The 23,737-nt window shown below is 62.6% G+C and carries 21 protein-coding genes; 12 read left to right on the plus strand and 9 right to left on the minus strand.

The window, feature by feature from the left end; all coding sequences use genetic code 11:
• The first annotated feature begins 6 nt into the window (after positions 1 to 6).
• Complete coding sequence (locus tag APH44_RS08875) at positions 7 to 966, plus strand: glutathione S-transferase family protein (protein ID WP_054892323.1); 960 nt, start codon at positions 7 to 9, stop codon at positions 964 to 966.
• 119 nt (positions 967 to 1,085) lie between these two features.
• On the opposite strand, the gene cysG is transcribed toward APH44_RS08875, so the two are convergent.
• From cysG to ftsK, 6 genes are all read right to left on the minus strand, one after another.
• On the minus strand, positions 1,086 to 2,477 hold the full coding sequence (cysG, locus tag APH44_RS08880; protein ID WP_054892324.1) for a siroheme synthase CysG: 1,392 nt from the start codon (positions 2,475 to 2,477) through the stop codon (positions 1,086 to 1,088).
• Entirely contained in the window at positions 2,478 to 3,758 is a 1,281-nt protein-coding gene (gene serS, locus APH44_RS08885) for a serine--tRNA ligase (RefSeq protein WP_054892325.1), read from the minus strand.
• A 30-nt stretch (positions 3,759 to 3,788) separates the two neighbouring features.
• Positions 3,789 to 4,163 (minus strand): fluoride efflux transporter CrcB, encoded by a 375-nt coding sequence (gene crcB / locus APH44_RS08890; protein ID WP_054892326.1) that lies wholly within the window; start codon positions 4,161 to 4,163, stop codon positions 3,789 to 3,791.
• On the minus strand, positions 4,160 to 5,485 hold the full coding sequence (locus APH44_RS08895) for a replication-associated recombination protein A (RefSeq protein ID WP_054892327.1): 1,326 nt from the start codon (positions 5,483 to 5,485) through the stop codon (positions 4,160 to 4,162). Before APH44_RS08895 ends, crcB begins: the two co-directional genes overlap by 4 nt.
• Before the next feature lie 11 nt (positions 5,486 to 5,496).
• Positions 5,497 to 6,120, minus strand: coding sequence for an outer membrane lipoprotein chaperone LolA (gene lolA / locus APH44_RS08900; RefSeq protein WP_054892328.1), 624 nt, complete (start codon positions 6,118 to 6,120; stop codon positions 5,497 to 5,499).
• 62 nt (positions 6,121 to 6,182) lie between these two features.
• Positions 6,183 to 8,600 (minus strand): DNA translocase FtsK, encoded by a 2,418-nt coding sequence (gene ftsK, locus APH44_RS08905; protein ID WP_054892329.1) that lies wholly within the window; start codon positions 8,598 to 8,600, stop codon positions 6,183 to 6,185.
• Positions 8,601 to 9,007: 407 nt separating this feature from the next.
• Between ftsK and aat the strand changes: the two genes are divergently transcribed.
• The 3 genes from aat (at position 9,008) to infA (ending at position 10,773) form a co-directional block, all read left to right on the plus strand.
• Positions 9,008 to 9,688: a leucyl/phenylalanyl-tRNA--protein transferase gene (aat, locus tag APH44_RS08910; protein WP_054892330.1), complete on the plus strand. Its 681-nt coding sequence runs from the start codon at positions 9,008 to 9,010 to the stop codon at positions 9,686 to 9,688.
• A gap of 55 nt (positions 9,689 to 9,743) precedes the next feature.
• On the plus strand, positions 9,744 to 10,451 hold the full coding sequence (locus tag APH44_RS08915; protein WP_054892331.1) for an arginyltransferase: 708 nt from the start codon (positions 9,744 to 9,746) through the stop codon (positions 10,449 to 10,451).
• Between the two features lie 103 nt (positions 10,452 to 10,554).
• A complete protein-coding gene (gene infA / locus APH44_RS08920) occupies positions 10,555 to 10,773 on the plus strand; it encodes a translation initiation factor IF-1 (protein WP_002553999.1) in 219 nt (72 codons plus the stop codon).
• Between the two features lie 121 nt (positions 10,774 to 10,894).
• Here the strand turns inward: infA and clpA are convergent, their stop codons facing one another.
• A complete protein-coding gene (gene clpA / locus APH44_RS08925) occupies positions 10,895 to 13,165 on the minus strand; it encodes an ATP-dependent Clp protease ATP-binding subunit ClpA (protein WP_054892332.1) in 2,271 nt (756 codons plus the stop codon).
• A 30-nt stretch (positions 13,166 to 13,195) separates the two neighbouring features.
• Positions 13,196 to 13,558, minus strand: a complete 363-nt coding sequence (gene clpS / locus APH44_RS08930; protein ID WP_054892333.1) for an ATP-dependent Clp protease adapter ClpS — start codon at positions 13,556 to 13,558, stop codon at positions 13,196 to 13,198.
• Between the two features lie 228 nt (positions 13,559 to 13,786).
• On the opposite strand from clpS, the gene cspD reads away from it, so the two are divergent.
• Entirely contained in the window at positions 13,787 to 14,035 is a 249-nt protein-coding gene (gene cspD, locus APH44_RS08935; protein ID WP_054892334.1) for a cold shock domain-containing protein CspD, read from the plus strand.
• Between the two features lie 72 nt (positions 14,036 to 14,107).
• On the opposite strand, the gene icd is transcribed toward cspD, so the two are convergent.
• On the minus strand, positions 14,108 to 15,364 hold the full coding sequence (gene icd, locus APH44_RS08940; RefSeq protein ID WP_054892335.1) for an NADP-dependent isocitrate dehydrogenase: 1,257 nt from the start codon (positions 15,362 to 15,364) through the stop codon (positions 14,108 to 14,110).
• A gap of 430 nt (positions 15,365 to 15,794) precedes the next feature.
• Here icd and APH44_RS08945 point away from each other — a divergent pair, with 430 nt between their 5' ends.
• The 7 genes from APH44_RS08945 (at position 15,795) to APH44_RS08975 (ending at position 23,705) form a co-directional block, all read left to right on the plus strand.
• The gene (locus APH44_RS08945; RefSeq protein WP_054892336.1) at positions 15,795 to 18,020 is read left to right on the plus strand and encodes an NADP-dependent isocitrate dehydrogenase; all 2,226 of its coding nucleotides are present in this window, start codon (positions 15,795 to 15,797) and stop codon (positions 18,018 to 18,020) included.
• Between the two features lie 206 nt (positions 18,021 to 18,226).
• Complete coding sequence (locus tag APH44_RS08950; RefSeq protein ID WP_054892337.1) at positions 18,227 to 18,667, plus strand: NUDIX hydrolase; 441 nt, start codon at positions 18,227 to 18,229, stop codon at positions 18,665 to 18,667.
• Positions 18,668 to 18,725: 58 nt separating this feature from the next.
• Entirely contained in the window at positions 18,726 to 19,850 is a 1,125-nt protein-coding gene (gene mnmA / locus APH44_RS08955) for a tRNA 2-thiouridine(34) synthase MnmA (protein WP_054892338.1), read from the plus strand.
• Positions 19,847 to 20,473, plus strand: coding sequence for a high frequency lysogenization protein HflD (gene hflD, locus APH44_RS08960; protein WP_054892339.1), 627 nt, complete (start codon positions 19,847 to 19,849; stop codon positions 20,471 to 20,473). Before mnmA ends, hflD begins: the two co-directional genes overlap by 4 nt.
• Positions 20,474 to 20,659: 186 nt before the next feature.
• Positions 20,660 to 22,030, plus strand: a complete 1,371-nt coding sequence (gene purB / locus APH44_RS08965; RefSeq protein WP_054892340.1) for an adenylosuccinate lyase — start codon at positions 20,660 to 20,662, stop codon at positions 22,028 to 22,030.
• Between the two features lie 81 nt (positions 22,031 to 22,111).
• Entirely contained in the window at positions 22,112 to 23,278 is a 1,167-nt protein-coding gene (locus APH44_RS08970; protein WP_054892341.1) for a cupin domain-containing protein, read from the plus strand.
• A complete protein-coding gene (locus APH44_RS08975) occupies positions 23,271 to 23,705 on the plus strand; it encodes a GNAT family N-acetyltransferase (RefSeq protein ID WP_054892342.1) in 435 nt (144 codons plus the stop codon). The genes APH44_RS08970 and APH44_RS08975 overlap by 8 nt, the downstream gene beginning before the upstream one ends.
• The last annotated feature ends 32 nt before the right edge of the window (positions 23,706 to 23,737 follow it).

Below are 23,737 nucleotides of genomic sequence, written 5' to 3' on the forward strand. Positions count from 1 at the left end.
CTCCACATGGGCCTTTTGATCGACGGCCGCTGGCATGACCAGTGGTACCAGAACAGCAAGGATGGCGCCTTCCGCCGCGAAAACGCCCAGCGCCGAAATGCGCTACCTGCGGCCGAAGCAGGCCGTTACCACCTGTATGTTTCGCTGGCCTGCCCATGGGCGCACCGCACCCTGATCCTCCGCGCACTCAAGGGCCTGGAGCCACTGATCGACGTATCGGTAGTGAGCTGGCTGATGGGCGAGCATGGTTGGACCTTCGACACCGCACAAGGCTCGACCGGCGATCATCTCGACGCTCTCCAGTACCTGCATCAACGCTATACCTTGGATGATCCGCACTACACCGGACGGGTGACGGTACCCGTGCTGTGGGACAAGCAAGAGAAGCGCATCGTCAACAACGAATCAGCGGAAATCATCCGCATCTTCAACAGCGCGTTCGACGAGTTGACCGGCAACCGTCTGGACCTTTACCCCGAACCACTGCGCGCCACCATCGATGCGCTCAACGAACGCATTTACCCGGCGGTGAACAACGGCGTTTATCGCGCAGGCTTCGCCACCACCCAGGAGGCGTACGAGGCAGCGTTCGATGAGGTGTTCAATGAGCTGGATCACCTGGAGGCGCTGCTCGACACCCAGCGCTACCTGGCCGGCGAATACCTGACCGAGGCGGATGTAAGGCTGTTCACCACGCTGGTGCGCTTCGATGCGGTGTATCACGGGCACTTCAAGTGCAACCTGCGACGACTGGCGGACTACCCGAACCTCTCCAACTGGCTGCGCGAGCTTTATCAGTGGCCGGGGGTGGCGCAGACGGTGAATATGGAGCATATCCAGAAGCACTACTACATGAGCCACAAGACCATCAACCCGAACGGCATCGTGCCCAAGGGGCCGTTGCAGGACTTCACGCTGCCCCATGACCGTGAGCGGTTGGCGGGCAAGGGAATATGGCAGGGTTGAAATCGCTGGGGCTGCTTCGCAGCCCATTCGCGGGCAAGCCCGCTCCCACAGGTTTAAAGCGGCGCCGTACCTGTGGGAGCGGGCTTGCCCGCGAATGGATCACAAAGTGGTGCCAGTGATCAGCTGTTCTGCGCCCCTTCGAACCAGGCCAGCTTGTCACGCAACTGCACCACTTCCCCAACGATCACCAGGGTCGGCGCATGCACTTCATGCCGGGCGACCAGGTCCGGCAGGTCTGCCAGGGTCCCGGTGAACACGCGCTGATTGCGGGTAGTGCCCTGCTGCACCAGCGCTGCCGGCGTGCTTGCCGCACGACCATGACGGATCAACTCGGCGCAGATGGTCGGCAAGCCAACCAGGCCCATGTAGAACACCAGGGTCTGGGCTGGCGCCACCAGGTCATTCCAGGGCAGGTTGCTGGTGCCGTCCTTGAGGTGACCCGTGACGAAGCGCACCGACTGGGCGTAGTCGCGGTGAGTCAGCGGAATACCGCCGTAGGCCGAACAGCCGCTGGCCGCCGTGATACCCGGCACCACCTGGAAGGGGATGCCCTCATCGGCCAGTTCCTCGATCTCCTCGCCGCCACGGCCGAAGATGAACGGATCGCCGCCCTTCAGGCGCAACACACGCTTCCCTTGGCGGGCCAGATCGACCAACAGGCGGTTGATCTGGTCCTGGGGCACGGCATGGTCAGCGCGACGCTTGCCGACATAGATGCGCTCGGCATCACGCCGGCACATCTCGATGATGGCCGGAGCCACCAGACGGTCGTAAAGCACCACGTCAGCCTGCTGCATCAGGCGCAAGGCACGGAAGGTCAACAAATCAGGATCACCAGGGCCGGCACCGACCAGATAGACCTCACCGCCCTGCTGCACTGGCACGCCATCGACCATGGCCTGCAACAGGCGCTCGGCTTCAGCGCCCTGCCCGGCCAACTGGCGCTCGGCGATCGGCCCCTGGAACACTGTCTCCCAGAAGCCGCGCCGCTGGTTGACGTCCGGGTACAGCGACTTGACCTTGTCACGAAAACGCGCGGCCAGGCCTGCCAGCTCGCCATAGGTGGACGGAATCCAGGCCTCGAGCTTGGCCCGGATCAAGCGTGCCAACACGGGCGCATCGCCGCCACTGGACACCGCCACCACCAAGGGCGAGCGATCGACGATGGCAGGGAAGATCACCGTGCACAGGGCCGGTGCATCCACCACGTTGACCGGCAGGCTGCGCGCTTGTGCGTCTGCCGACACCTGCGCGTTGAGCGCCGGGTCATCGGTGGCAGCGATCACCAGACGGCACCCCTCCAGGTCAGCGACCTGATAGCCACGCACCAGCACCTCTCCGCTGCCTTCCCTGGCCAGTGCGGCCAACTGGCCGTCGACTTCCGGCGCGACCACCCTTAGCACACCCCCGGCATCCGCCAGCAGACGCGCCTTGCGCAGGGCGATCTCACCGCCGCCGACGACCAGAACCCGGCCACCCTGCAGCTTATGGAACAGCGGCAGGTACTTCATTTAGCGAATAACCTCGACGCCACCCATGTAGGGCTTGAGCACCTCAGGGACGCGAATCGAACCATCGGCTTGCTGGTAGTTTTCCAGCACCGCAACCAGCGTACGGCCCACGGCCAGGCCCGAGCCGTTGAGCGTGTGCACCAGCTCCGGCTTGCCGGTTTCCGGATTGCGCCAGCGCGCCTGCATGCGACGGGCCTGGAAGTCGCCGCAGTTGGAGCAGGAGCTGATTTCGCGGAACTTGCCCTGGCTCGGCACCCACACTTCCAAGTCGTAGGTCTTCACTGCGCCAAAGCCCATGTCGCCGGTGCACAGGGCCAGCACGCGGTATGGGAGTTCCAGCAACTGCAGCACGCGCTCGGCGTTGGCGGTCAGGCCTTCCAGGGCTTCCATCGACTTGGACGGCTCCACCACCTGGACCATCTCGACCTTGTCGAACTGGTGCTGGCGGATCATGCCGCGAGTGTCACGGCCCGATGCGCCGGCTTCGCTGCGGAAGCACGGGGTGTGGGCGACCAGTTTCAGCGGCAACTGCTTGGCGTCGAGGATCTCGCCCGCCACCAGGTTGGTCAGCGACACTTCAGCGGTCGGGATCAGGTAGAAGTCGGCCTCGCCTTCGCGGGTGATCTTGAACAGGTCTTCCTCGAACTTCGGCAACTGACCGGTGCCCTGCAGGGCCGGGGCCTGTACCAGGTACGGGGTGTAGTGCTCCTCGTAGCCGTGCTCGCCGGTGTGCAGGTTGATCATGAACTGCGCCAGCGCGCGATGCAGGCGGGCGATCGGCCCACGCAGCACGGCAAAGCGCGCGCCGGACAGCTTGGCCGCGGCCTCGAAGTCCAGGCCACCGCTGACTTCACCCAGGGCAACGTGGTCCTTGATCTCGAAGTCGAAGGCCTGCGGCGTGCCCCAGCGGCGCACTTCGACATTATCTTCTTCGCTGGCGCCGACCGGCACGCTGGCGTCCGGCAGGTTGGGGATGGTAAGCAGGATACCGTCGAGCTCGGCCTGGATCTCGTCCAGCTCCGTCTTGCCGGCCGCCAGCTCGTTGGCCATGCGCTCGACGTCCGCCATCAGCGGGGCGATGTCTTCGCCCTTGGCCTTGGCCTGACCGATTGATTTGGAACGGGCATTACGCTCGGCCTGCAGCTGCTCGGTGCGGGTCTGCACCGACTTGCGGCGCTCTTCCAGTGATTCGATGCGCGCGACATCCAGGCTGAAGCCACGGGAGGCCAGGCGTTCCGCCACTTCCTGAAGTTGGCCGCGTAACAGTTTGGAATCGAGCATATCGTTCTCTCGTTGTGTTTAGGTGTTGGTTCAGATTCGGGTCAGGGCCAGGCCAGCCCAGGTGGCGAGCAGCCCGCCCAGCACGCTGGCGGCGGCATAGCCGAAGGCCAGGGGCGCCTGTCCGCTTTCGAGCAGGCGCACGGTATCCAGTGAAAAGGATGAAAAGGTGGTCAACCCGCCGACGAAGCCGACGATCAGCCCCGCACGTACCTCGATCGGCACGCCGGGCTTATTGAGAAACAGGCCGTACAGCACACCAATGATCAGGCAGCCCACCAGATTGACCGCAAGCGTAGCGAGATAGAAGTGCCGTGGCCAGTGGGCATTGACCCAGTTGCCCGCCGCAAAGCGAAGCAAGGTGCCAGCAATACCTGCGGCGCTCACCGAAGCGATCAGGGCAATCACGTTTTTCTCCGTTGACGGGGGCTGTTGCGGTCCAGTTCGGCAAGGTGGCGCAGTTTCTCGCCAATCTTCAATTCCAGGCCACGTGGCACTGGCTGGTAATAGGGGCGTGGCTCGAGCTCGTCGGGGAAGTAATCTTCGCCAGCTGCGTAGGCATCCGGCTCGTCGTGGGCGTAGCGGTACTCATCGCCATAGCCCAGTTGCTTCATCAGCTTGGTCGGTGCGTTGCGCAGGTGCAGTGGCACTTCGAGCGAGCCATGCTCGGCAGCCTCGCGCAAGGCGGTCTTGAAGCCCATGTAGACGGCGTTGCTCTTGGGTGCGCAGGCAAGGTAGGTGATGGCCTGGGCCACCGCCAGCTCGCCCTCGGGGCTGCCCAGGCGTTCCTGGACATCCCAGGCTGCCAGGCACAGGCTCAGTGCACGGGGGTCGGCGTTACCGATGTCCTCGCTGGCCATGCGCACCACGCGACGGGCGATGTACAAGGGATCGCAACCGCCATCGAGCATGCGCGCGAACCAGTACAGCGCACCGTCAGGATTGGAGCCGCGCACCGACTTGTGCAGCGCTGATATCTGGTCATAGAACGCCTCGCCACCCTTGTCGAAGCGGCGGCGGCTGTCGCCAAGCAGGCTTTGCAGCATCTGCACGTCGATTTCGCTGCCATCCTCGGCAAGGTCGGAAGCGTTCTCGAGGAAGTTGAGCATGCGCCGACCATCGCCATCGGCGGCAGCCATGAGCATTTTGAACGCCTCATCGCCGACCCGCAGGTTGCGCTTGCCCAGCCCACGTTCTTCGGTCAGCGCACGGTTGACCAACTTGCGCAGGGCCGCTTCGTCCAGGCTCTTGAGCACATAGACGCGGGCCCGCGACAGCAAGGCATTGTTCAGTTCGAACGAAGGGTTTTCGGTGGTGGCGCCGATGAACAGCAAGGTGCCGTCTTCGACGTAGGGTAGGAAGGCATCCTGCTGGGACTTGTTGAAGCGGTGCACTTCATCCACGAACAGGATGGTACGCCGACCATACTGGCCGGCCTGCTGCTTGGCCACCTCGACGGCCTGGCGGATTTCCTTGACCCCCGCCAGCACCGCCGAGACCGTCTCGAAATGTGCATCGCAAAACTGCGCAAGCAGCCGGGCCAGCGTCGTTTTGCCAACCCCCGGCGGCCCCCAGAAGATCATCGAGTGCAGCGCACCCTGCTCCAGCGCTTCACGCAGCGGCTTGCCGCGCGCCAGCAGGTGCTCCTGGCCCACGTACTCGTCCAGGTTGGACGGACGCAGGCGAGCAGCCAGGGGCTGGGCAACGGGTTCGCTTCGAAACAGGTCCATGATGCCTCGCGTTACTCCTGGATGACGTCGGCGCCTTCCGGGATCTTGAACTGGAACGTGCTCGCCGGGACAGCCTGGTTGGCCTTGACCCCGTTGAACAGGATGTTGGTGCGCTGACCGACGCTGTCGATCAGTTGCATGTCATTGATCAGCCCTTTGCGGAACGAGATGCGCAGGGAGTCGAACAGCGTGTCCTTGGTCTTGGGCTTGAGGGTGAAGTCCATGACCTCGCCCTGCTCCTTCGACGCGATGTCGAAGCTCTGGCTGATCTTGGAGACATCGCCGGACAGCAGCAGCGCCGGGGTCTGGCTCAAACGCACGTCAAGCTTCTTGACCGTGGCCTGTTCCAGGTCCGGGTCCCACAGGGTGACTTTTTGCCCATCGGACACCACCACCTGCTCCTGCGGAGCATCGGTGTGCCAGTAGAACAGCCCCGGACGCTTGACCGTCATCTTGCCGGTCGTTTCCTGCAAGCTGGTGCCGCTGGCATCCAGGGTCAGCTGGGAGAAGTTGGCCTCGATGGTCTGGGACTTTTCCAGCAATTGGGTCAGGCGCTGTACGTCTTGCTCACCGGCATGAGCCGTAACCGAGCCCAGGGTCAGGGCAGAAACCAACAGCATGCGAATCGCGCGCATGGGAATCCTCATTGAGCAGTGAATAGGCCGAACGCCGTCGTTGGCGCCCGGCAAAGTGATCATCAATCGCGCGGGCCACCCGGGGCAATCACTTCCCGCGAGCCGTTGCTGTTCATCGGGGTGACTACGCCGGCCATCTCCATCGCCTCGATCATCCGCGCGGCACGGTTGTAGCCGATCTTGAGCTTGCGCTGTACCGCGGAGATCGACGCCCGGCGGCTCTCGAGTACGAACTGCACCGCTTCGTCGTACAGGGCGTCGGTTTCCGCATCGTCACCATCGCCACCACCGCCGCCACCTTCGAAGCCGCTGCCGGCCTCTTCGACACCGTTGAGGATGTCGTCGTTGTAGTCCGGTGCGCCACGCAGCTTCCACGCCTCGACCACGCGATGCACTTCATCGTCGGACACGAAGGCACCATGAACACGGATCGGTAGGCTGGTACCCGGCGGCATGTAGAGCATGTCACCATGACCGAGCAGCTGCTCGGCACCGCCCTGGTCGATGATGGTCCGCGAGTCGATCTTGCTCGACACCTGGAACGCCATGCGGGTCGGGATGTTGGCCTTGATCAGGCCGGTGATCACATCGACCGACGGACGCTGGGTGGCGAGGATCAGGTGGATACCGGCCGCCCGCGCCTTCTGGGCGATCCGCGCGATCAGCTCTTCGACCTTCTTGCCGACGATCATCATCATGTCGGCGAATTCATCGACAACCACCACGATGGTCGGCAGGGTCTTGAGCGTCGGCGGCTCGTCTTCCATGCTCTCGCGACGGTACAGCGGATCGTGGATGACCTCACCCGCTTCCTGGGCGTCCTTGATCTTGCGGTTGAAGCCCGCCAGGTTACGCACGCCCATGGCAGCCATCAGCTTGTAGCGGCGCTCCATCTCGGCGACGCTCCAGCGCAGGGCGTTGGCGGCGTCCTTCATGTCGGTGACCACCGGGCACAGCAGGTGCGGAATGCCTTCGTAAATCGACAGTTCGAGCATCTTCGGGTCGATCATGATCAGCCGCGCATCTTCAGGGCCGGACTTGAACAGGATCGAAAGGATCATCGCGTTCACACCCACCGATTTACCGGAACCGGTGGTACCGGCCACCAGCAGGTGCGGCATCTTCGCAAGGTCGGTGATCACTGGCTTGCCGCCGATGTCATGCCCCAGCGCGAGGGTGACCGGCGACTTCTGCTCGTCGTACTGCGGGGTCGACAGCACTTCGGAGAAGCGCACCATCTGACGGTTCTCGTTGGGGATTTCGATACCCACGGTAGTCTTGCCGGGGATCACCTCGACCACCCGCACGCTGGTCACTGCCAGCGAACGCGCCAGGTCCTTCGCCAGGTTGGCGATGCGGCTGACCTTGACACCTGCAGCCGGCTGGATTTCGTAACGGGTAATCACCGGGCCCGGATGGATGGAGTCCACCGACACCTCGACACCGAACTCCTTCAGCTTGATTTCCAGCAGGTGACCGACGCCAGCCAGCGACTCGGGCGAATACTCGATCTTCTTCTGCTCGGCCGGGTCGAGAATGGAGATCGACGGCAGCGTGCCTTCGACGGCGCTGTCGACGAACAGCGGCGCCTGCTTCTCCTTCATCACCCGCTTGCTCGGTTCGGGGGCTTTGGGCGGCGGCGCGGGGATGTTGATCACCGGGGCCGGCTGTTGCTCGCGCTGGGCCACGTGCTTGGTGAGTGCCTCGTCGCGCTCGATGATGCGCTCGCGGGCCTTGATCTGCTCGCGTTTGTCCGCGACCACAGGAGCAACCACCTCATCGACCTGGTCATCTACCTCGCGCAGTTGCGCCACCAGGCGCTTGCGCTCGTCGCGCGCCTCCCACCAGCGAGTGGCTGCGCCCTGCACCAGTTCGAACAGATCGAGGGTGATCTTGCCGGTGACATCCATCACCTTGAACCAGGACAGATCGGTGAACACGGTCAGGCCGAACAGGAACAGGGCGATGAACATCAGCGTGCTGCCCTGCACATTCAGCAGGTTGCGCGCGAGGTCACCCAGGCTTTCACCCAGGGCACCGCCTGCGGAGAACGGCATGCTCGCGGTGGGGTGGAAATGGATATGCGCCAGCGCCGCGCCCGACAGCACCAGGAACACCAGGCCGATCAAGCGCCAGGAGAACAGCCAGCCGCTCCATTGCCAGGGCTGATGGCGCTCGCGGAAAATCTGCCAGGTCTTGATTGCCAGCAGCAACGGGAAAATGTAGGCGAAATAGCCGAGCACCATGAACAGGATGTCGGCGAAGAAGGCTCCGGCGCGCCCGGCAGCATTCTGCACCTGGTCGACGTTGCTGGTGTGGCTGAAGCTCGGATCGGACGTGTCGTAGGTCAGCAGCGCCATCCACAGGTACAGGCACAGGGCACCGACGGCGATCAGCGCGCCTTCCTTGAGGCGATAATGCAACTGCTGGCGCCACAATGGCACGGGCAAAGGGGTCGGGGTTGCGGTGGATTTCTTCAAAACGCGTCTATTCCTGCGCTCGCTGCGCGTTAAATAGTGATCGAGCCGATGACTGGCCGACGAACCACTACTTTTATCATTACTGCCCGCCTGCCGCCATGGCGGCACGCCGCATGGCGCATGAACGGAGGGCCGATTTCCATGGGTGCAATTTGAGCATGCATTTTGTTCTGTGACAAAGGCTTATGCTGTATTTTTGCACAGGTATGACAGCAAATGTCCGGGTTGGTGCCGGATGGCTCATTAATGCGTAGGAAAGCGCCGTATACGCTGTGCCAAAACCACCAATGGCGGGCAGGAACCAACCCCAATCGCTGGCAGCCCCTCAGCAAGCACAAGGCCAGACGTTGACCACGTTTCTTTCAGCCGCCATGCTGCCCTCTCCCCTCCCCTACCGCCGAAAGACCATGCTCACCTGGCTGACCCGCGACTCGCTGACCTTCCCGCCCCTGGAAAAAGCCCTGAACGAGCCCAACGGCCTGCTCGCCGCCGGTGGCGACCTGACGCCGGAGCGCCTGATCCAGGCCTATCGTCATGGCTGCTTTCCCTGGTACCAGGACGGCCAACCCATCCTCTGGTGGTCACCGGACCCGCGCACCGTACTCTTCCCGGACGAGTTGCACGTTTCGCGCTCACTGGCCAAGCTCCTGCGCCAGGGCCGCTACCAGGTCAGCTTCGACAGTGACTTCGAACGGGTCATCGCCGCTTGCGCCGCACCGCGCGACTACGCCGACGGCACCTGGATCACCGACAGTATGCAGGCCGCCTACTGTGAACTGCATCGACGCGGCATCGCCCATTCGGTGGAGGTGCGCCAGGATGGCGAGCTGGTCGGTGGCCTGTATGGCTTGGCCATGGGCCAGCTGTTCTTCGGAGAGTCCATGTTCAGCCGTGCCGACAATGCTTCGAAGGTCGGCTTCGCAACCCTGGTCGAGCACCTGCGCCAGGCCGGCTTTGCCCTGATCGACTGCCAGATGCCGACCAATCATTTGCACAGCCTCGGTGCTCGCGCCATCAGCCGCGCCGAGTTCGCCGGTTATCTCGCGCGCTACCTCGACCAGCCCAGCAAGGCAACCTGGGTTCGCTAGGCGAGTTCCCATTGCTGGCATACACTTAAGACAACGTCTTGCCGAGGGGTCGATCATGACAGAGTTGGCGCGGTTGAAGTTCTATGCCACTCAACCTCACTCCTGCAGCTATCTGCCGGAGGAGCAGGCGACCACGCTGTTCCTGGACCCCAGCCAGCCGATGGACGTCCATGTGTACGCCGACCTTTCTGAAATGGGTTTTCGTCGCAGCGGCGATCATCTCTATCGCCCGCACTGCCAGAATTGCAATGCCTGCGTGCCGGCGCGCATCCCCGCGGCACGCTTCATCCCCAACCGCCAGCAGCGGCGCATCCTCAAACGCAACGCTGACGTCACTGTCACCGCTGCGCGCCCAGCCTTCAAGGAAGAGTACTTCGACCTGTATCGACGCTACATCGAACAGCGCCATTCGGACGGCGACATGTATCCGCCCAGCCGCGACCAGTTCTCCACCTTCCTGGTACGCGACCTGCCATTCTGCTGGTTCTACGAGTTCCGCCTCGAAGGCCGCCTGCTGGCGATCGCCGTGTGCGACCTGCTGCCCAACGGCCTTTCGGCGGTCTACACCTTCTACGAGCCCGATGAAGAACGTCGCAGCCTGGGGCGCTTTGCCATTCTCTGGCAGATCACCGAAGCGCTGCGGCAGAATCTCGAGGCTGTCTACCTGGGTTACTGGATCAAGAACTGCAAGAAGATGAACTACAAGACCCAGTATCGCCCCATCGAACTGCTGATCAACCAGCGCTGGGTCAGCCTCAACTGAAAGCATTGGCTTGAAACACAGTTTTCGGGCATAATCCACGCCACTTTTTTTGCCCGGTGCAGTCGTGCGTCGGGCCATCACTGGATACCGAGGGCTTTACTGCATGTCGAAAGAAGACAGCTTCGAAATGGAAGGCACTGTCGTCGACACCCTGCCCAACACCATGTTCCGCGTGGAGTTGGAAAACGGGCACGTCGTTACCGCGCACATCTCCGGCAAGATGCGCAAGAACTACATCCGTATTCTCACTGGCGACAAGGTTCGCGTCGAACTGACGCCATACGACCTGAGCAAGGGCCGCATCACCTACCGCGCCCGCTAAGCTCCAGCCATGAAAAAGCCCGGCCTATGTGCCGGGCTTTTTTGTATCTGCTTGAATGTAGACCGGCCGTGCCTGTGATCGCGACCAAAGCCGCTCCCACAGGCACAGCGCGACACCGCTGTTACGCAACCTCGGCCGTGGTCTCGAAATCGAAGACCAGCTCACCGTCACGCAACTCGACATGCACCACGCCACCGTGCTCGGACAGCTCGCCGAACAGGATCTCCTCGGCCAGCGGCCGCTTGATCTTGTCCTGGATGAGCCGTGCCATCGGCCGTGCGCCCATCTGTACGTCGTAGCCCTTGACTGCCAGCCAGCCGCGCGCCTCGTCGCTGACCTCCAGCAACACGCGCTTGTCTTCCAGCTGGGCCTGCAGCTCGATGAGGAACTTGTCGACGATACTCTTGATCGTCTCGTGACTCAGGCGGCCGAACTGGATGATGGTGTCCAGGCGGTTGCGGAACTCCGGCGTGAAGCTCTTGCGGATGACCTCCATGGCATCGGACGTATGATCCTGCTGGGTGAAGCCGATCGAGGCACGCGCCGCGGTTTCGGCACCCGCGTTGGTGGTCATGATCAGGATCACGTTGCGGAAGTCGGCCTTGCGCCCGTTGTTATCGGTCAGCGTCCCGTGGTCCATCACCTGCAGCAGCAGGTTGAAGACTTCAGGATGGGCCTTCTCGATCTCGTCGAGCAGCAGCACACAGTGCGGCTGCTTGGTGATCGCCTCGGTCAGCAGACCGCCCTGGTCGAAACCGACATAGCCGGGCGGCGCACCGATCAGGCGCGACACGGTATGCCGCTCCATGTACTCGGACATGTCGAAGCGCACCAGCTCCACCCCGAGCGCCTTGGCCAGCTGACGTGCAGCCTCGGTCTTGCCGACACCGGTAGGCCCTGCGAACAGGAACGAACCGACCGGCTTGTCCGGGGCCTTCAGGCCTGCACGTGACAGCTTGATGGCGGTGGACAGCGAGTCGATCGCCGCATCCTGACCGAACACGGTCAGCTTGAGGTCACGCTCCAGGTTACGCAGCAGCTCCTTGTCGGAACTGGTGACGTGCTTCGGCGGAATCCGCGCGATCTTGGCGACGATGTCCTCGACCTGCGGCACCTCGATGCGCTTGACCCGGCTGGCTTCCGGCTGCAGGCGCTGGTATGCACCCGCTTCATCGATCACGTCGATGGCCTTGTCCGGCATGTGGCGGTCATTGATGTAGCGAGCAGCCAGTTCTGCAGCCGCGCGCAGCGCCTCATCGCTGTACTCGATGTTGTGGTGGCTTTCGAAACGCCCCTTCAGGCCACGCAGGATACCAACGGTATCTTCCACCGACGGCTCGCTGACATCGACCTTCTGGAAACGCCGCGCCAGGGCACGATCCTTCTCGAAGATGCCACGGAATTCCTGGAAGGTGGTCGAACCGATGCAGCGGATATCGCCGGAGGACAGCAACGGCTTGAGCAGGTTGGACGCATCCATCACCCCACCGGATGCCGCACCGGCACCAATGATGGTGTGAATCTCGTCGATGAACAGGATTGCCTGCGGACGCTTGCGCAGCTCACCCAGCAGCGCCTTGAAGCGCTTCTCGAAATCGCCGCGGTATTTGGTGCCGGCCAGCAGCGCACCCAGGTCGAGCGAGTAGACCACGCTCTGCGCCAACAGGTCCGGCACCTGTCCATCGACGATGCGCTTGGCCAGGCCTTCGGCGATGGCAGTCTTGCCGACGCCCGCCTCCCCGACCAGCAGCGGGTTGTTCTTGCGGCGGCGGGCCAGGATCTGCGCGACGCGCTCGACCTCCTGCTCACGCCCCACCAGCGGATCGATACGACCGGCACGGGCCAGTTCGTTGAGGTTGCTGGCATAGGCGTCCAGCGGGTTGCTTGACGAAGACGCCTCGCCTCCCTCCTCATCCTGCATTTCCTGGTCGCTGTCGGCATGCGGACCGTGCCCCGGCACTTTGGAGATGCCATGGGCGATGTAGTTGACCACATCGATGCGCGCCACGCTCTGCTGCTTGAGCAGGAACACGGCCTGGCTTTCCTGTTCGCTGAAGATCGCTACCAGCACATTGGCACCGGTCACTTCACGCTTGCCGGAGCTTTGCACGTGGAAAACGGCGCGCTGCAGCACACGCTGGAAACCAAGCGTAGGCTGGGTTTCGCGGTCCTCGTCGTGGACGGGAATCAGTGGCGTGGTCGAATCGATGAACTCCTGCAGGTCATGCTTGAGCTTGTCGAGATTGGCGCCACAGGCGCGCAGAACGGTCGCGGCGGCCTCGTTGTCAAGGAGTGCCAGCAACAGGTGTTCGACGGTCATGAATTCATGACGCTTCGAACGGGCCTCCTTGAAGGCCAGATTGAGGGTGACTTCGAGCTCGCGGTTTAACATAGCTTCACCTCATACCCAAGTGGTCGGCGATTAACCGTCCTTCTCGATTTCACAGAGTAGCGGATGCTGGCTTTCTCTTGCGTATTGATTGACCTGCATGGCCTTGGTCTCGGCGATGTCGCGGGTAAACAATCCGCACACTGCCCGCCCCTCGGTATGGACGGTCAGCATGATCTTGGTCGCCAGCTCGCGGTTCAGACTGAAGAACGTCTCGAGCACTTCGACGACGAAATCCATCGGCGTGTAGTCATCATTGAACAAAACCACCTTGTACATCGGTGGCGCCTGCAGGATCGGCTTGGCTTCCTGCACTGCCAGACCTGCACCGTCGTCCTCATCGGACTTCGGATGATCCTGATTGAATGTTAGTCGAATCTGCCTGAGTGCATGCATGGAAAGAATTTCATCATATCGACAGGTTAGGGTAATGGATTGACCGCGCAGTCACCGCAGGAGCGGCCGCCGCATGACCTTGACTATCGGCAAAACGGTGTTACAACCAATAAGAACCCACCGTGGTCTATAAAGATCCGCGCAGTCAACCAGATTTTTCGCACGGTTCGTATGCGGATGAAGTGGATGATACTCCAGTGATGGAGTCCTTTGCAGAGGGACATAGGGATGGCAAGCGGTAAAGTCAAGTGGTTCAACAATGCCAAGGGCTATGGGTTCATCAACGAAGAGGGCAAGACAGACGACCTGTTCGCCCACTATTCGGCGATCCAGATGGACGGCTACAAGACATTGAAGGCCGGCCAGACCGTCTCCTTCGACATCGTCCAAGGCCCCAAGGGACTGCACGCGGTCAATATTTCCAGCCCCAACACCACGGTAGGTACTTCGCAGGCGAACACGACTGCCGAGGCCTGACCCCGACTCCTGTCCTATACGAAAAAACCGGCCGACTCTTTAATATGAAGAGACGGCCGGTTTTTTGTTACCTCACATGTGCTTGATCATTTCATCGCCGAAGCCCGAGCTGCTCACCAGCCTGGCGCCGTCCATCAGGCGCTCGAAGTCGTAGGTCACGGTCTTGGCGGCGATCGCGCCATTGGTACCCTTGATGATCAGGTCGGCCGCTTCGGTCCAACCCATGTGCCGCAACATCATTTCGGCAGACAGGATCACCGACCCCGGATTGACCTTGTCCTGCCCGGCATACTTGGGCGCAGTGCCATGGGTCGCCTCGAACATGGCCACGGTATCGGAAAGGTTGGCACCCGGCGCAATACCGATACCGCCCACCTCCGCCGCCAGCGCATCGGACAGGTAGTCACCATTGAGGTTGAGCGTGGCAATCACGTCATATTCGGCCGGGCGCAGCAGGATCTGCTGGAGCATGGCGTCGGCAATCGCGTCCTTGACGATGACTTCGCGGCCCGATTTCGGATTGCGGAACTTCATCCACGGGCCGCCATCGAGCAGCTCGGCGCCGAATTCGTCTTTCGCCACTTCGTAACCCCAGTCCTTGAAAGCACCCTCGGTGAATTTCATGATGTTGCCCTTGTGCACCAGGGTCAGCGACTCGCGATCGTTGTCCACCACGTACTGCAGGGCCTTGCGCACCAAGCGCTTGGTGCCCTCGCGCGAGACCGGCTTGACCCCGATGCCGCAGTCCTGGTCGAACCGGATCTTGGTGACGCCCATTTCCTCCTTCAGGAACTTGATCACCTTGTTCGCCTCGGGCGAGCCAGCCTTCCACTCGATACCGGCGTAGATATCCTCGGAGTTCTCGCGGAAGATCACCATGTCGACATCACCAGGCTTCTTCACCGGGCTGGGCACGCCCTGGAACCACAATACCGGGCGCAGGCAGACGTACAGGTCCAGCTGCTGGCGCAGGGCGACGTTCAGCGAGCGGATACCGCCCCCCACCGGCGTGGTGAGCGGGCCCTTGATCGACACCACGTAGTCGCGCACCGCATCGAGGGTCTCCTGGGGCAGCCAGGTATCCTGGTCATAGACCTGTGTGGCCTTTTCGCCGGCGTACACCTCCATCCAGGCAATCTTGCGCTTGCCGCCATAGGCCTTCTGCACGGCGGCATCCACCACCTTGATCATGACCGGAGAGACATCGACACCAATGCCATCGCCCTCGATGTAGGGGATGATCGGGTTGTCGGGAACGTTGAGCGAATGGTCTGCATTGACGGTGATCTTGGCGCCATCCGTCGGAACCTTGATTTTCTGGTATCCCATGCTTGCACTACTCCGCTGTCGGGTGTGGTTGGACATCATGCGATCCAATGAGCCTAAACCACATCCGCCGACCTGCAAGCCGGACAGCCCCGGCACCCTGCGGCATCACGCCACATTGCCCGTACATCTTTGGTCTTATAAAGGCGTCGATATCACTTCGCCTTGCTGATTAGGCCAAAGGGTTTGATATACTCCGGCCCTGACCGCAGGGTCATCGGGGCGAACCCTTGGAAAATGCGGCTCGCCCTCGGCCAGGAAAGGCCAGAAAGCCTGGGCTGTTACCGCATCCCAGCATTTGACGCTCGACTGATGCATCCACCATCACCGCTCGCAGCCTCTCGACCATCCGCTCATGGCGTCGCCAGGGCGAAGCGCCTACCCTGCGCACCTCGAGACTCGAGTACGCTCAGCACATAGAGAGTTAACCCGCATGCCCACCCGTTCCAAGATCATCTACACCTTCACCGACGAAGCCCCCGCCCTCGCCACCTACTCGCTGCTGCCGATCATCGAAGCCTTCACCGCTTCGGCTGACATCGCCGTCGAAACCCGCGACATTTCCCTGGCTGGCCGTATCCTCGCGGCGTTCCCGGAACAACTGGGCGCAGAGAAGCAGGTAGGCGATCACCTGGCGGAACTGGGTCAGCTGGCCACCACCCCTGAAGCCAACATCATCAAGCTGCCGAACATCTCCGCTTCGGTTCCACAGCTGAAGGCGGCGATCAAGGAACTTCAGGCCAAGGGCTTCAACATCCCCGACTACGCCGACGAGCCGGCCAGCGCCGAGGAGAAAGAGTCCCGCGCGCGCTACGACCGCATCAAGGGCAGCGCCGTGAACCCGGTACTGCGCGAAGGCAACTCCGACCGTCGTGCACCGCTGTCGGTCAAGAACTACGCCCGCAAGCACCCGCACAAGATGGGTGCCTGGGCCGCCGACTCCAAGTCGCACGTTGCCCACATGACCCAGGGCGACTTCTACGGCAGCGAGAAAGCCGCGCTGATCGAGGCCGACGACAGCCTGCGCATCGAACTGGTCGGCAAGGACGGTTCCACCACCGTCCTGAAAGAGAAAACCGCCGTCAAGGCCGCCGAAGTCATCGACTGCGCCACCCTGAGCCGCAAGGCCCTGAAAGCCTTCATCGCCGAGCAGATCGCCGATGCCAAGGCTTCTGGCGTACTGCTGTCGGTGCACCTGAAAGCCACCATGATGAAGGTTTCCGACCCGATCATGTTCGGCGTCATCGTCGAAGAGTTCTACAACGACGTGCTGACCAAGCACGCGGCTGCGCTGGCCGAAGTGGGCTTCAACGCCAACAACGGCATCGGCGACCTGTACGCCCGCATCAAGGACCTGCCAGCCGACAAGCAGGCCGAGATCGAAGCCGACATCCAGGCCCTGTACGCCGTTCGCCCGGCCCTGGCCATGGTCAACTCCGACAAGGGCATCACCAACCTGCACGTACCGAGCGACGTCATCGTCGACGCTTCGATGCCAGCGATGATCCGCGACTCGGGCAAGATGTGGAACGCCGCAGGCGAGCTGCAAGACGCCAAGGCGATCATTCCGGACCGCTGCTACGCCGGCATCTACCAGGCCACCATCGAAGACTGCAAGAAAAATGGCGCCTTCGACCCGACCACCATGGGCAGCGTACCGAACGTTGGCCTGATGGCGCAGAAGGCCGAAGAGTACGGTTCCCACGACAAGACCTTCCAGATCAAGACCGACGGCGTCGTACGCGTGGTCGATGGCAAGGGCAACGTCGTTCTGGAGCAGAACGTCGAAGCCGGTGACATCTTCCGCATGTGCCAGACCAAGGACGCACCGATCCAGGATTGGGTGAAATTGGCTGTCAACCGCGCCCGCCTGAGCAACACCCCGGCGGTGTTCTGGCTGGACCCGGCTCGTGCCCACGACGGCGTGATGATCGAGAAGGTACAGAAGTACCTGAAGGATCACGACACCACTGGCCTGGACATCCGCGTCCTGGCACCGGTCGACGCCATCAAGTTCTCCCTGGCTCGCATCCGCGAAGGCAAGGACACCATCTCGGTGACCGGCAACGTGCTGCGCGACTACCTGACCGACCTGTTCCCGATCATGGAACTGGGCACCAGCGCCAAGATGCTGTCGATCGTGCCGCTGATGAACGGTGGCGGCCTGTTCGAGACCGGCGCCGGCGGTTCGGCACCCAAGCACGTGCAGCAGCTGGTCGAAGAGAACTTCCTGCGTTGGGATTCGCTGGGTGAATTCCTGGCCCTGGCTGCCTCCCTCGAGCACCTGGGCAACACCTACGACAACCCACGTGCCAAAGTGCTGGCCAACACCCTGGACCAGGCCACTGGCAAGTTCCTCGACACCAACAAGTCGCCTTCGCGCAAGGTCGGCGGTATCGACAACCGCGGTAGCCACTTCTACCTGACCCTGTACTGGGCCCAGGCCCTGGCTGCCCAGAGCGACGACGCTGCCCTGCAGGCACGCTTCGCCCCACTGGCCAAGACCCTGACCGAGAACGAAGCGACCATCGTCGCCGAGCTCAACGCCGTCCAGGGCAAGCCGGCCGACATCGGTGGCTACTACGCGCCTGATGCCGAGCTGACCGCCAAGGTGATGCGTCCAAGCCAGACCCTGAACAGCGCCATCGCCGCCCTGTAAGGTTCGCTTGAAGTAACAGCACAGACCCCGGCCACGCACCGGGGTTTGTGCTTTCTGGATAAAAGATGTCTAGCGGCCTACGCGAACCCTGTGGGAGCAGGTTTACCCGCGAATGCGATACTGGATCCACTGACGCATTCGCGGCGGTTCGACGCCTCGATAAACCCGCTCCTACAAGGTCCGTACCAGCCCTTATGGAGCTGTTCATGACCTGGCAACCTCACATCACCGTCGCCACCATCGTCGAACACGAGGGCAAATTCCTCTTCGTCGAAGAGTTCAAGGCTGGCAAGCACGTCTTCAACCAACCCGCCGGCCACCTGGAAGCCAACGAAACCCTGCCCCAGGCCGCCCTGCGTGAAACCCTCGAAGAAACCGCCTGGGAGGTCGAATTGACCGGCGTGGTCGGCATCTACCTCTACACCGCGCCAAGTAACGGCGTGACCTACCAGCGCATCTGCTTCGCCGCCCGTCCGCTGCGCCACCACCCCGAGCGTGCCCTGGACAGCGACATCGTCCGCGCCGTGTGGCTGACCCGCGAACAGTTGCTCGCAGAACCCGAGCGCTGGCGCAGCGAGTTGGTGCCACGCTGCCTCGACGACTACCTCGCAGGCCCGCTGCACAGCCTCTCGCTGCTGCGCGACTGACGCGGATGCGCCGTCCTGATAGAATCGGAATTTTTCCCCCAGATACACATCGGTAGCCATGACCAGCCCAACACCCAAAGACCCCTCCAGGACCCGCGTCATCGTCGGCATGTCCGGCGGCGTGGACTCTTCCGTCTCCGCCCTTCTGCTCATGGAGCAGGGCTACCAGGTGGAAGGTCTGTTCATGAAAAACTGGGAGGAGGATGACGGCACCGAGTACTGCACCGCCCGCGAAGACCTCGCCGACGCCCAGGCCGTGTGCGATCGCATCGGCATCAAGCTGCACACCGCCAACTTCGCCGCCGAATACTGGGACAACGTGTTCGAGCACTTCCTCGAAGAGTACAAGGCCGGCCGCACACCCAACCCGGACATCCTCTGCAACCGCGAAATCAAGTTCAAGGCCTTCCTCGACTACGCCCTGTCGCTGGGTGCCGACCTGATTGCCACCGGCCACTACGTGCGCCGGCGCGATACCGGCGAGCTGACCGAACTGCTCAAGGGACTGGACCCGAACAAGGACCAGAGCTACTTCCTGCATGCCGTGGGCGGCGCGGAAATCGCCCGCACCCTGTTCCCCGTTGGCGAGCTGGAAAAGCCCGAAGTACGTGCCATCGCCGAGAAACACGGCCTGGCCACGGCGAAGAAAAAAGACTCCACCGGCATCTGCTTCATCGGCGAGCGTCGCTTCAGCGACTTCCTCAAGCAGTACCTGCCCGCCCAGCCTGGCGAGATCCAGACCACCGACGGCGAAGTGATCGGCCAGCACCACGGCCTGATGTACCACACCATCGGCCAGCGCCAGGGGCTGGGCATTGGTGGCCTGAAAGACGCCGGCGACGAGCCCTGGTACGTGCTGGAAAAAGACCTGGCGCGCAATGTGCTGGTGGTGGGCCAGGGCAACGAACACCCGTGGCTGTTCTCCCGCGCCCTGCTCGCCTCGGACATCTTCTGGGTCAACCCGCTCGACCTGAGCAGCCCACGTCGACTCACCGCCAAGGTGCGCTACCGCCAGAGCGACCAGCACTGCACCCTGGAACGCACCGCGAACGGCTACCGCGCGGTGTTCGACGAACCGCAACGCGCCGTGACGCCAGGACAATCGGTGGTGTTCTATGACGGCGAAGTATGCCTGGGCGGCGGCGTGATCGAGAGCGCCGAGCCTTGGAGCCCACGCGCATGAGCAATCTGCAGGAGCAACTGATCGCCCTTGGCGGCGTGTTCCAGGCCGCAGTGCTGGTCGATCGCATCGCCCGCACCGGGCAGGCCAGCGAAGCCAATATCGGCTGCATGCTCGGCAGCCTGCTGGTACGCGACCCGAACAGCACCCTGGAAGTGTTCGGCGGCGACGACCTGAACCTGCGTGACGGCTACCGCGCACTGGTCGGCGCCCTGGAGCGCGACCCCAGCAGCTTGCAACGCGAGCCGCTGCGCTACGCCCTTTCGATGCTGGGCCTTGAGCGCCAACTGGCCAAGCGTGGCGACCTGCTCGACACCATCGGCAACCGTCTGCCGCAGATCCAGTCGCAAGCCGATCATTTCGGCCTGGTTCACGAAAACGTCATCGCTTCCAGCGGAGCCTTGTATCAGGACACCCTGAGCACCCTGCGTCAGCGCATCCAGGTGCACGGCGACATGCGCTTCCTGCAGCAGGCCAGCAACGCCTCGAAGATCCGCGCCCTGCTGCTGGCGGGCATCCGCGCCGCACGCCTGTGGCGCCAGCTGGGCGGGCATCGCTGGCAGTTGGTGTTCAGCCGACGCAAGTTGCTCAATGAACTGTACGACATGATGCGCGCGCCTTCCTGACCTGTGGGAGCGGGTTCACCCGCGAATGCGATGCCGGATTCACCGCCGCATTCGCGGGCAGGCCCGCTCCCACAGGAACCGCGACACGCGTTTCGACGGCCGACCTTTGGTCAGCCACCCGACCCAGGCGCAATTTTCATGTATGATATGCGCCCTTCCAAAAGCCTGACTGTCCGAGAACACCCCATGCAGCTCTCTTCGCTCACTGCGGTTTCCCCTGTAGACGGCCGTTACGCCGGCAAAACCCAGGCCTTGCGCCCCATCTTCAGCGAATTCGGCCTGATCCGTTTCCGCGCCCTGGTCGAAGTACGCTGGCTGCAGCGTCTGGCCGCCCACCCGCAGATCGGCGAAGTGCCGGCGTTCTCCGCCGAAGCCAACGCCCTGCTGGACAGCCTGGCGACCGACTTCAAGCTCGAGCACGCCGAGCGCGTGAAAGAAATCGAGCGCACCACCAACCACGACGTCAAGGCGATCGAATACCTCCTCAAGGAGCAGGCCGCCAAGCTGCCTGAGCTGGCCAAGGTCAGCGAGTTCATCCACTTCGCCTGCACCAGCGAAGACATCAACAACCTGTCCCACGCCCTGATGCTGCGCGCCGGTCGTGACGAGGTGCTGCTGCCGCTGATGCGCCAGATCGCCGAGGCCATCCGCGCCCTGGCCCACCAGCACGCCGACGTGCCGATGCTGTCGCGCACCCACGGCCAGCCGGCCTCGCCGACCACCCTGGGCAAAGAGCTGGCCAACGTCGTCTACCGCCTGGAGCGTCAGATCGCCCAGGTCGCCGCCGTGCCGCTGCTGGGCAAGATCAACGGCGCCGTGGGCAACTACAACGCCCACCTGTCGGCCTACTCGCAGATCGACTGGGAGCAGAACGCCCGCGCCTTCATCGAAGACGAACTGGGTCTGCAGTTCAACCCGTACACCACCCAGATCGAGCCGCACGACTACATCGCCGAACTGTTCGATGCCATCGCTCGCTTCAACACCATCCTCATCGACTTCGACCGCGACGTCTGGGGCTACATCTCGCTGGGCTACTTCAAGCAGAAGACCGTCGCCGGCGAAATCGGCTCCTCGACCATGCCGCACAAGGTCAACCCGATCGACTTCGAAAACTCCGAAGGCAACCTCGGTATCGCCAACGCGCTGTTCCAGCACCTGGCCAGCAAGCTGCCGATCTCGCGCTGGCAGCGCGACCTGACCGACTCCACCGTGCTGCGCAACCTGGGCGTGGGCTTTGCCCACAGCGTCATCGCCTATGAAGCCAGCCTGAAGGGCATCGGCAAGCTGGAGGTCAACGAAGCGCGCATCGCCGCCGACCTCGACGCTTGCTGGGAAGTACTGGCCGAGCCGATCCAGACCGTCATGCGCCGCTTCAACATCGAGAACCCCTACGAGAAGCTCAAGGAGCTGACCCGTGGCAAGGGCATCACCCCTGAAGCGCTGCTGACCTTCATCGACGGCCTGGACATGCCGGCCGACGCCAAGGCCGAACTCAAGCTGCTCACCCCGGCCACCTACATCGGCAACGCAGCCGCCCAGGCCAAACGCATCTGACCTGCGCCCTGCGTACAACGCCCGGCTCAGCCGGGCGTTTTTATTCCCGGACGAAAATTACGTTTTTTCAATAGGTTGAACATGAATCCTGATACTCCACTGCAGCTGCTTGGCGGCCTCACCGCTCGTGAATTCCTGCGCGACTACTGGCAGAAGAAGCCCCTGCTGGTGCGCCAGGCCTTCACCGACTTCGAAAGCCCGATCGATCCGGACGAGCTGGCCGGCCTGGCCCTTGAGGAAGAGGTCGAATCGCGCCTGGTGCTGGAGCACGGCGAACGCCCATGGGAGCTGCGCCGCGGCCCGTTCGAGGAAGACACCTTCGCCACCCTGCCCGAGCGTGACTGGACCCTGCTGGTCCAAGCCGTGGACCAGTTCGTTCCGGAAGTGGCCGAGCTGCTGGAGAACTTCCGCTTCCTGCCCAGCTGGCGTATCGACGATGTGATGATCAGCTTTGCCGCCCCCGGTGGCAGCGTCGGTCCGCACTTCGACAACTACGACGTATTCCTGCTGCAGGGCCACGGCAAGCGCAACTGGAAAATCGGCCAGATGTGCAACAGCGACAGCCCGCTGATCGAGCACGCCGACCTGCGCATCCTCGCCGATTTCGAGCAGAGCGACGAATGGACCCTTGAGCCGGGCGACATGCTCTACCTGCCGCCGCGCCTGGCCCACTACGGTGTGGCCGTGGACGACTGCCTGACCTACTCGGTCGGTTTCCGCGCCCCAAGCGCTGCCGAAGTGCTGACCCACTTCACCGACTTCCTCAGCCAGTTCCTGCCTGACGAAGAGCGCTACAGCGACGCCGACGCCCAACCTGTCAGCGACCCACACCAGATCCAGCACGACGCCCTCGACCGCCTCAAGGCCCTGCTGGCCGAGCACATGGGTGACGAGCGCCTGCTGCTGACCTGGTTCGGCCAGTTCATGACCGAGCCGCGCTACCCCGAGCAGGTGGCAGGCGAGGCGCTGAGCGAAGAAGAGCTGATCAATTATCTCGAACAGGGCGCGATCCTGGTGCGCAACCCGAGCGCACGCCTGGCCTGGTCGGAAGTCGACGACAACCTGCTGCTGTTCGCCAGCGGCCAGAGCCGCCTGCTGTCCGGTCATCTGCGTGCTCTTTTGCAACTGATTTGTTCAGCCGACGCCCTGCACAGCGAAAACCTTGTAGAGTGGCTGGAAGACGAAGAAGGCCTCACGCTTGTCTGCCAGTTGGTTCAACAAGGAAGCCTGGGATTTGCCAATGAATAAGATCCGCGTTCGCCTCGCCGACTGGCATAAAGACAACGCCGATATCCACCGTATCCGCAGCGCGGTATTCGTCGCCGAGCAGCACGTGCCGCCAGAGCTGGAGTTCGATGCCGAAGATCCGACCGCGGTCCATTTCCTGGCCATGGAAGGTGACTACCCGATCGGCACTGCACGCCTGTTGCCAGACGGCACCATCGGTCGAGTATCGGTGCTCAAGGACTGGCGTGGTCTGAAAGTCGGTGACGCGTTGATGAATGCGGTCATCATCGAAGCGCAGAACCGTGACCTCAAGCAGCAGATGCTCAGCGCCCAGGTACATGCCACACCCTTCTATGAGCGCCTGGGTTTCAAGGTGGTCAGCGAAGAGTTCCTCGAGGCCGGCATCCCGCACGTGGACATGGTCCGCGATTCACGCGAGATCGCCTGATCGGACGGGGCCGGCGCTGCCGGCCCCTCCGT

The organism is Pseudomonas sp. NBRC 111143 (genome assembly GCF_001320965.1).
Lineage (GTDB): Bacteria > Pseudomonadota > Gammaproteobacteria > Pseudomonadales > Pseudomonadaceae > Aquipseudomonas > Aquipseudomonas machongensis.

Excerpts from the sequence above, each read along its gene's own strand:
- APH44_RS08945 (WP_054892336.1), top strand. The coding sequence starts at position 15,795 with ATGCCCACCCGTTCCAAGATCATCTACACCTTCACCGACGAAGCCCCC.
- APH44_RS08895 (WP_054892327.1), bottom strand. The coding sequence starts at position 5,485 with ATGGACCTGTTTCGAAGCGAACCCGTTGCCCAGCCCCTGGCTGCTCGC.
- aat (WP_054892330.1), top strand. The coding sequence starts at position 9,008 with ATGCTCACCTGGCTGACCCGCGACTCGCTGACCTTCCCGCCCCTGGAA.
- hflD (WP_054892339.1), top strand. The coding sequence starts at position 19,847 with ATGAGCAATCTGCAGGAGCAACTGATCGCCCTTGGCGGCGTGTTCCAG.
- APH44_RS08975 (WP_054892342.1), top strand. The coding sequence starts at position 23,271 with ATGAATAAGATCCGCGTTCGCCTCGCCGACTGGCATAAAGACAACGCC.
- icd (WP_054892335.1), bottom strand. The coding sequence starts at position 15,364 with ATGGGATACCAGAAAATCAAGGTTCCGACGGATGGCGCCAAGATCACC.
- cspD (WP_054892334.1), top strand. The coding sequence starts at position 13,787 with ATGGCAAGCGGTAAAGTCAAGTGGTTCAACAATGCCAAGGGCTATGGG.
- lolA (WP_054892328.1), bottom strand. The coding sequence starts at position 6,120 with ATGCGCGCGATTCGCATGCTGTTGGTTTCTGCCCTGACCCTGGGCTCG.
- APH44_RS08950 (WP_054892337.1), top strand. The coding sequence starts at position 18,227 with ATGACCTGGCAACCTCACATCACCGTCGCCACCATCGTCGAACACGAG.
- clpS (WP_054892333.1), bottom strand. The coding sequence starts at position 13,558 with ATGCATGCACTCAGGCAGATTCGACTAACATTCAATCAGGATCATCCG.
- APH44_RS08915 (WP_054892331.1), top strand. The coding sequence starts at position 9,744 with ATGACAGAGTTGGCGCGGTTGAAGTTCTATGCCACTCAACCTCACTCC.
- purB (WP_054892340.1), top strand. The coding sequence starts at position 20,660 with ATGCAGCTCTCTTCGCTCACTGCGGTTTCCCCTGTAGACGGCCGTTAC.
- APH44_RS08875 (WP_054892323.1), top strand. The coding sequence starts at position 7 with ATGGGCCTTTTGATCGACGGCCGCTGGCATGACCAGTGGTACCAGAAC.
- clpA (WP_054892332.1), bottom strand. The coding sequence starts at position 13,165 with ATGTTAAACCGCGAGCTCGAAGTCACCCTCAATCTGGCCTTCAAGGAG.
- cysG (WP_054892324.1), bottom strand. The coding sequence starts at position 2,477 with ATGAAGTACCTGCCGCTGTTCCATAAGCTGCAGGGTGGCCGGGTTCTG.
- APH44_RS08970 (WP_054892341.1), top strand. The coding sequence starts at position 22,112 with ATGAATCCTGATACTCCACTGCAGCTGCTTGGCGGCCTCACCGCTCGT.
- mnmA (WP_054892338.1), top strand. The coding sequence starts at position 18,726 with ATGACCAGCCCAACACCCAAAGACCCCTCCAGGACCCGCGTCATCGTC.
- serS (WP_054892325.1), bottom strand. The coding sequence starts at position 3,758 with ATGCTCGATTCCAAACTGTTACGCGGCCAACTTCAGGAAGTGGCGGAA.
- infA (WP_002553999.1), top strand. The coding sequence starts at position 10,555 with ATGTCGAAAGAAGACAGCTTCGAAATGGAAGGCACTGTCGTCGACACC.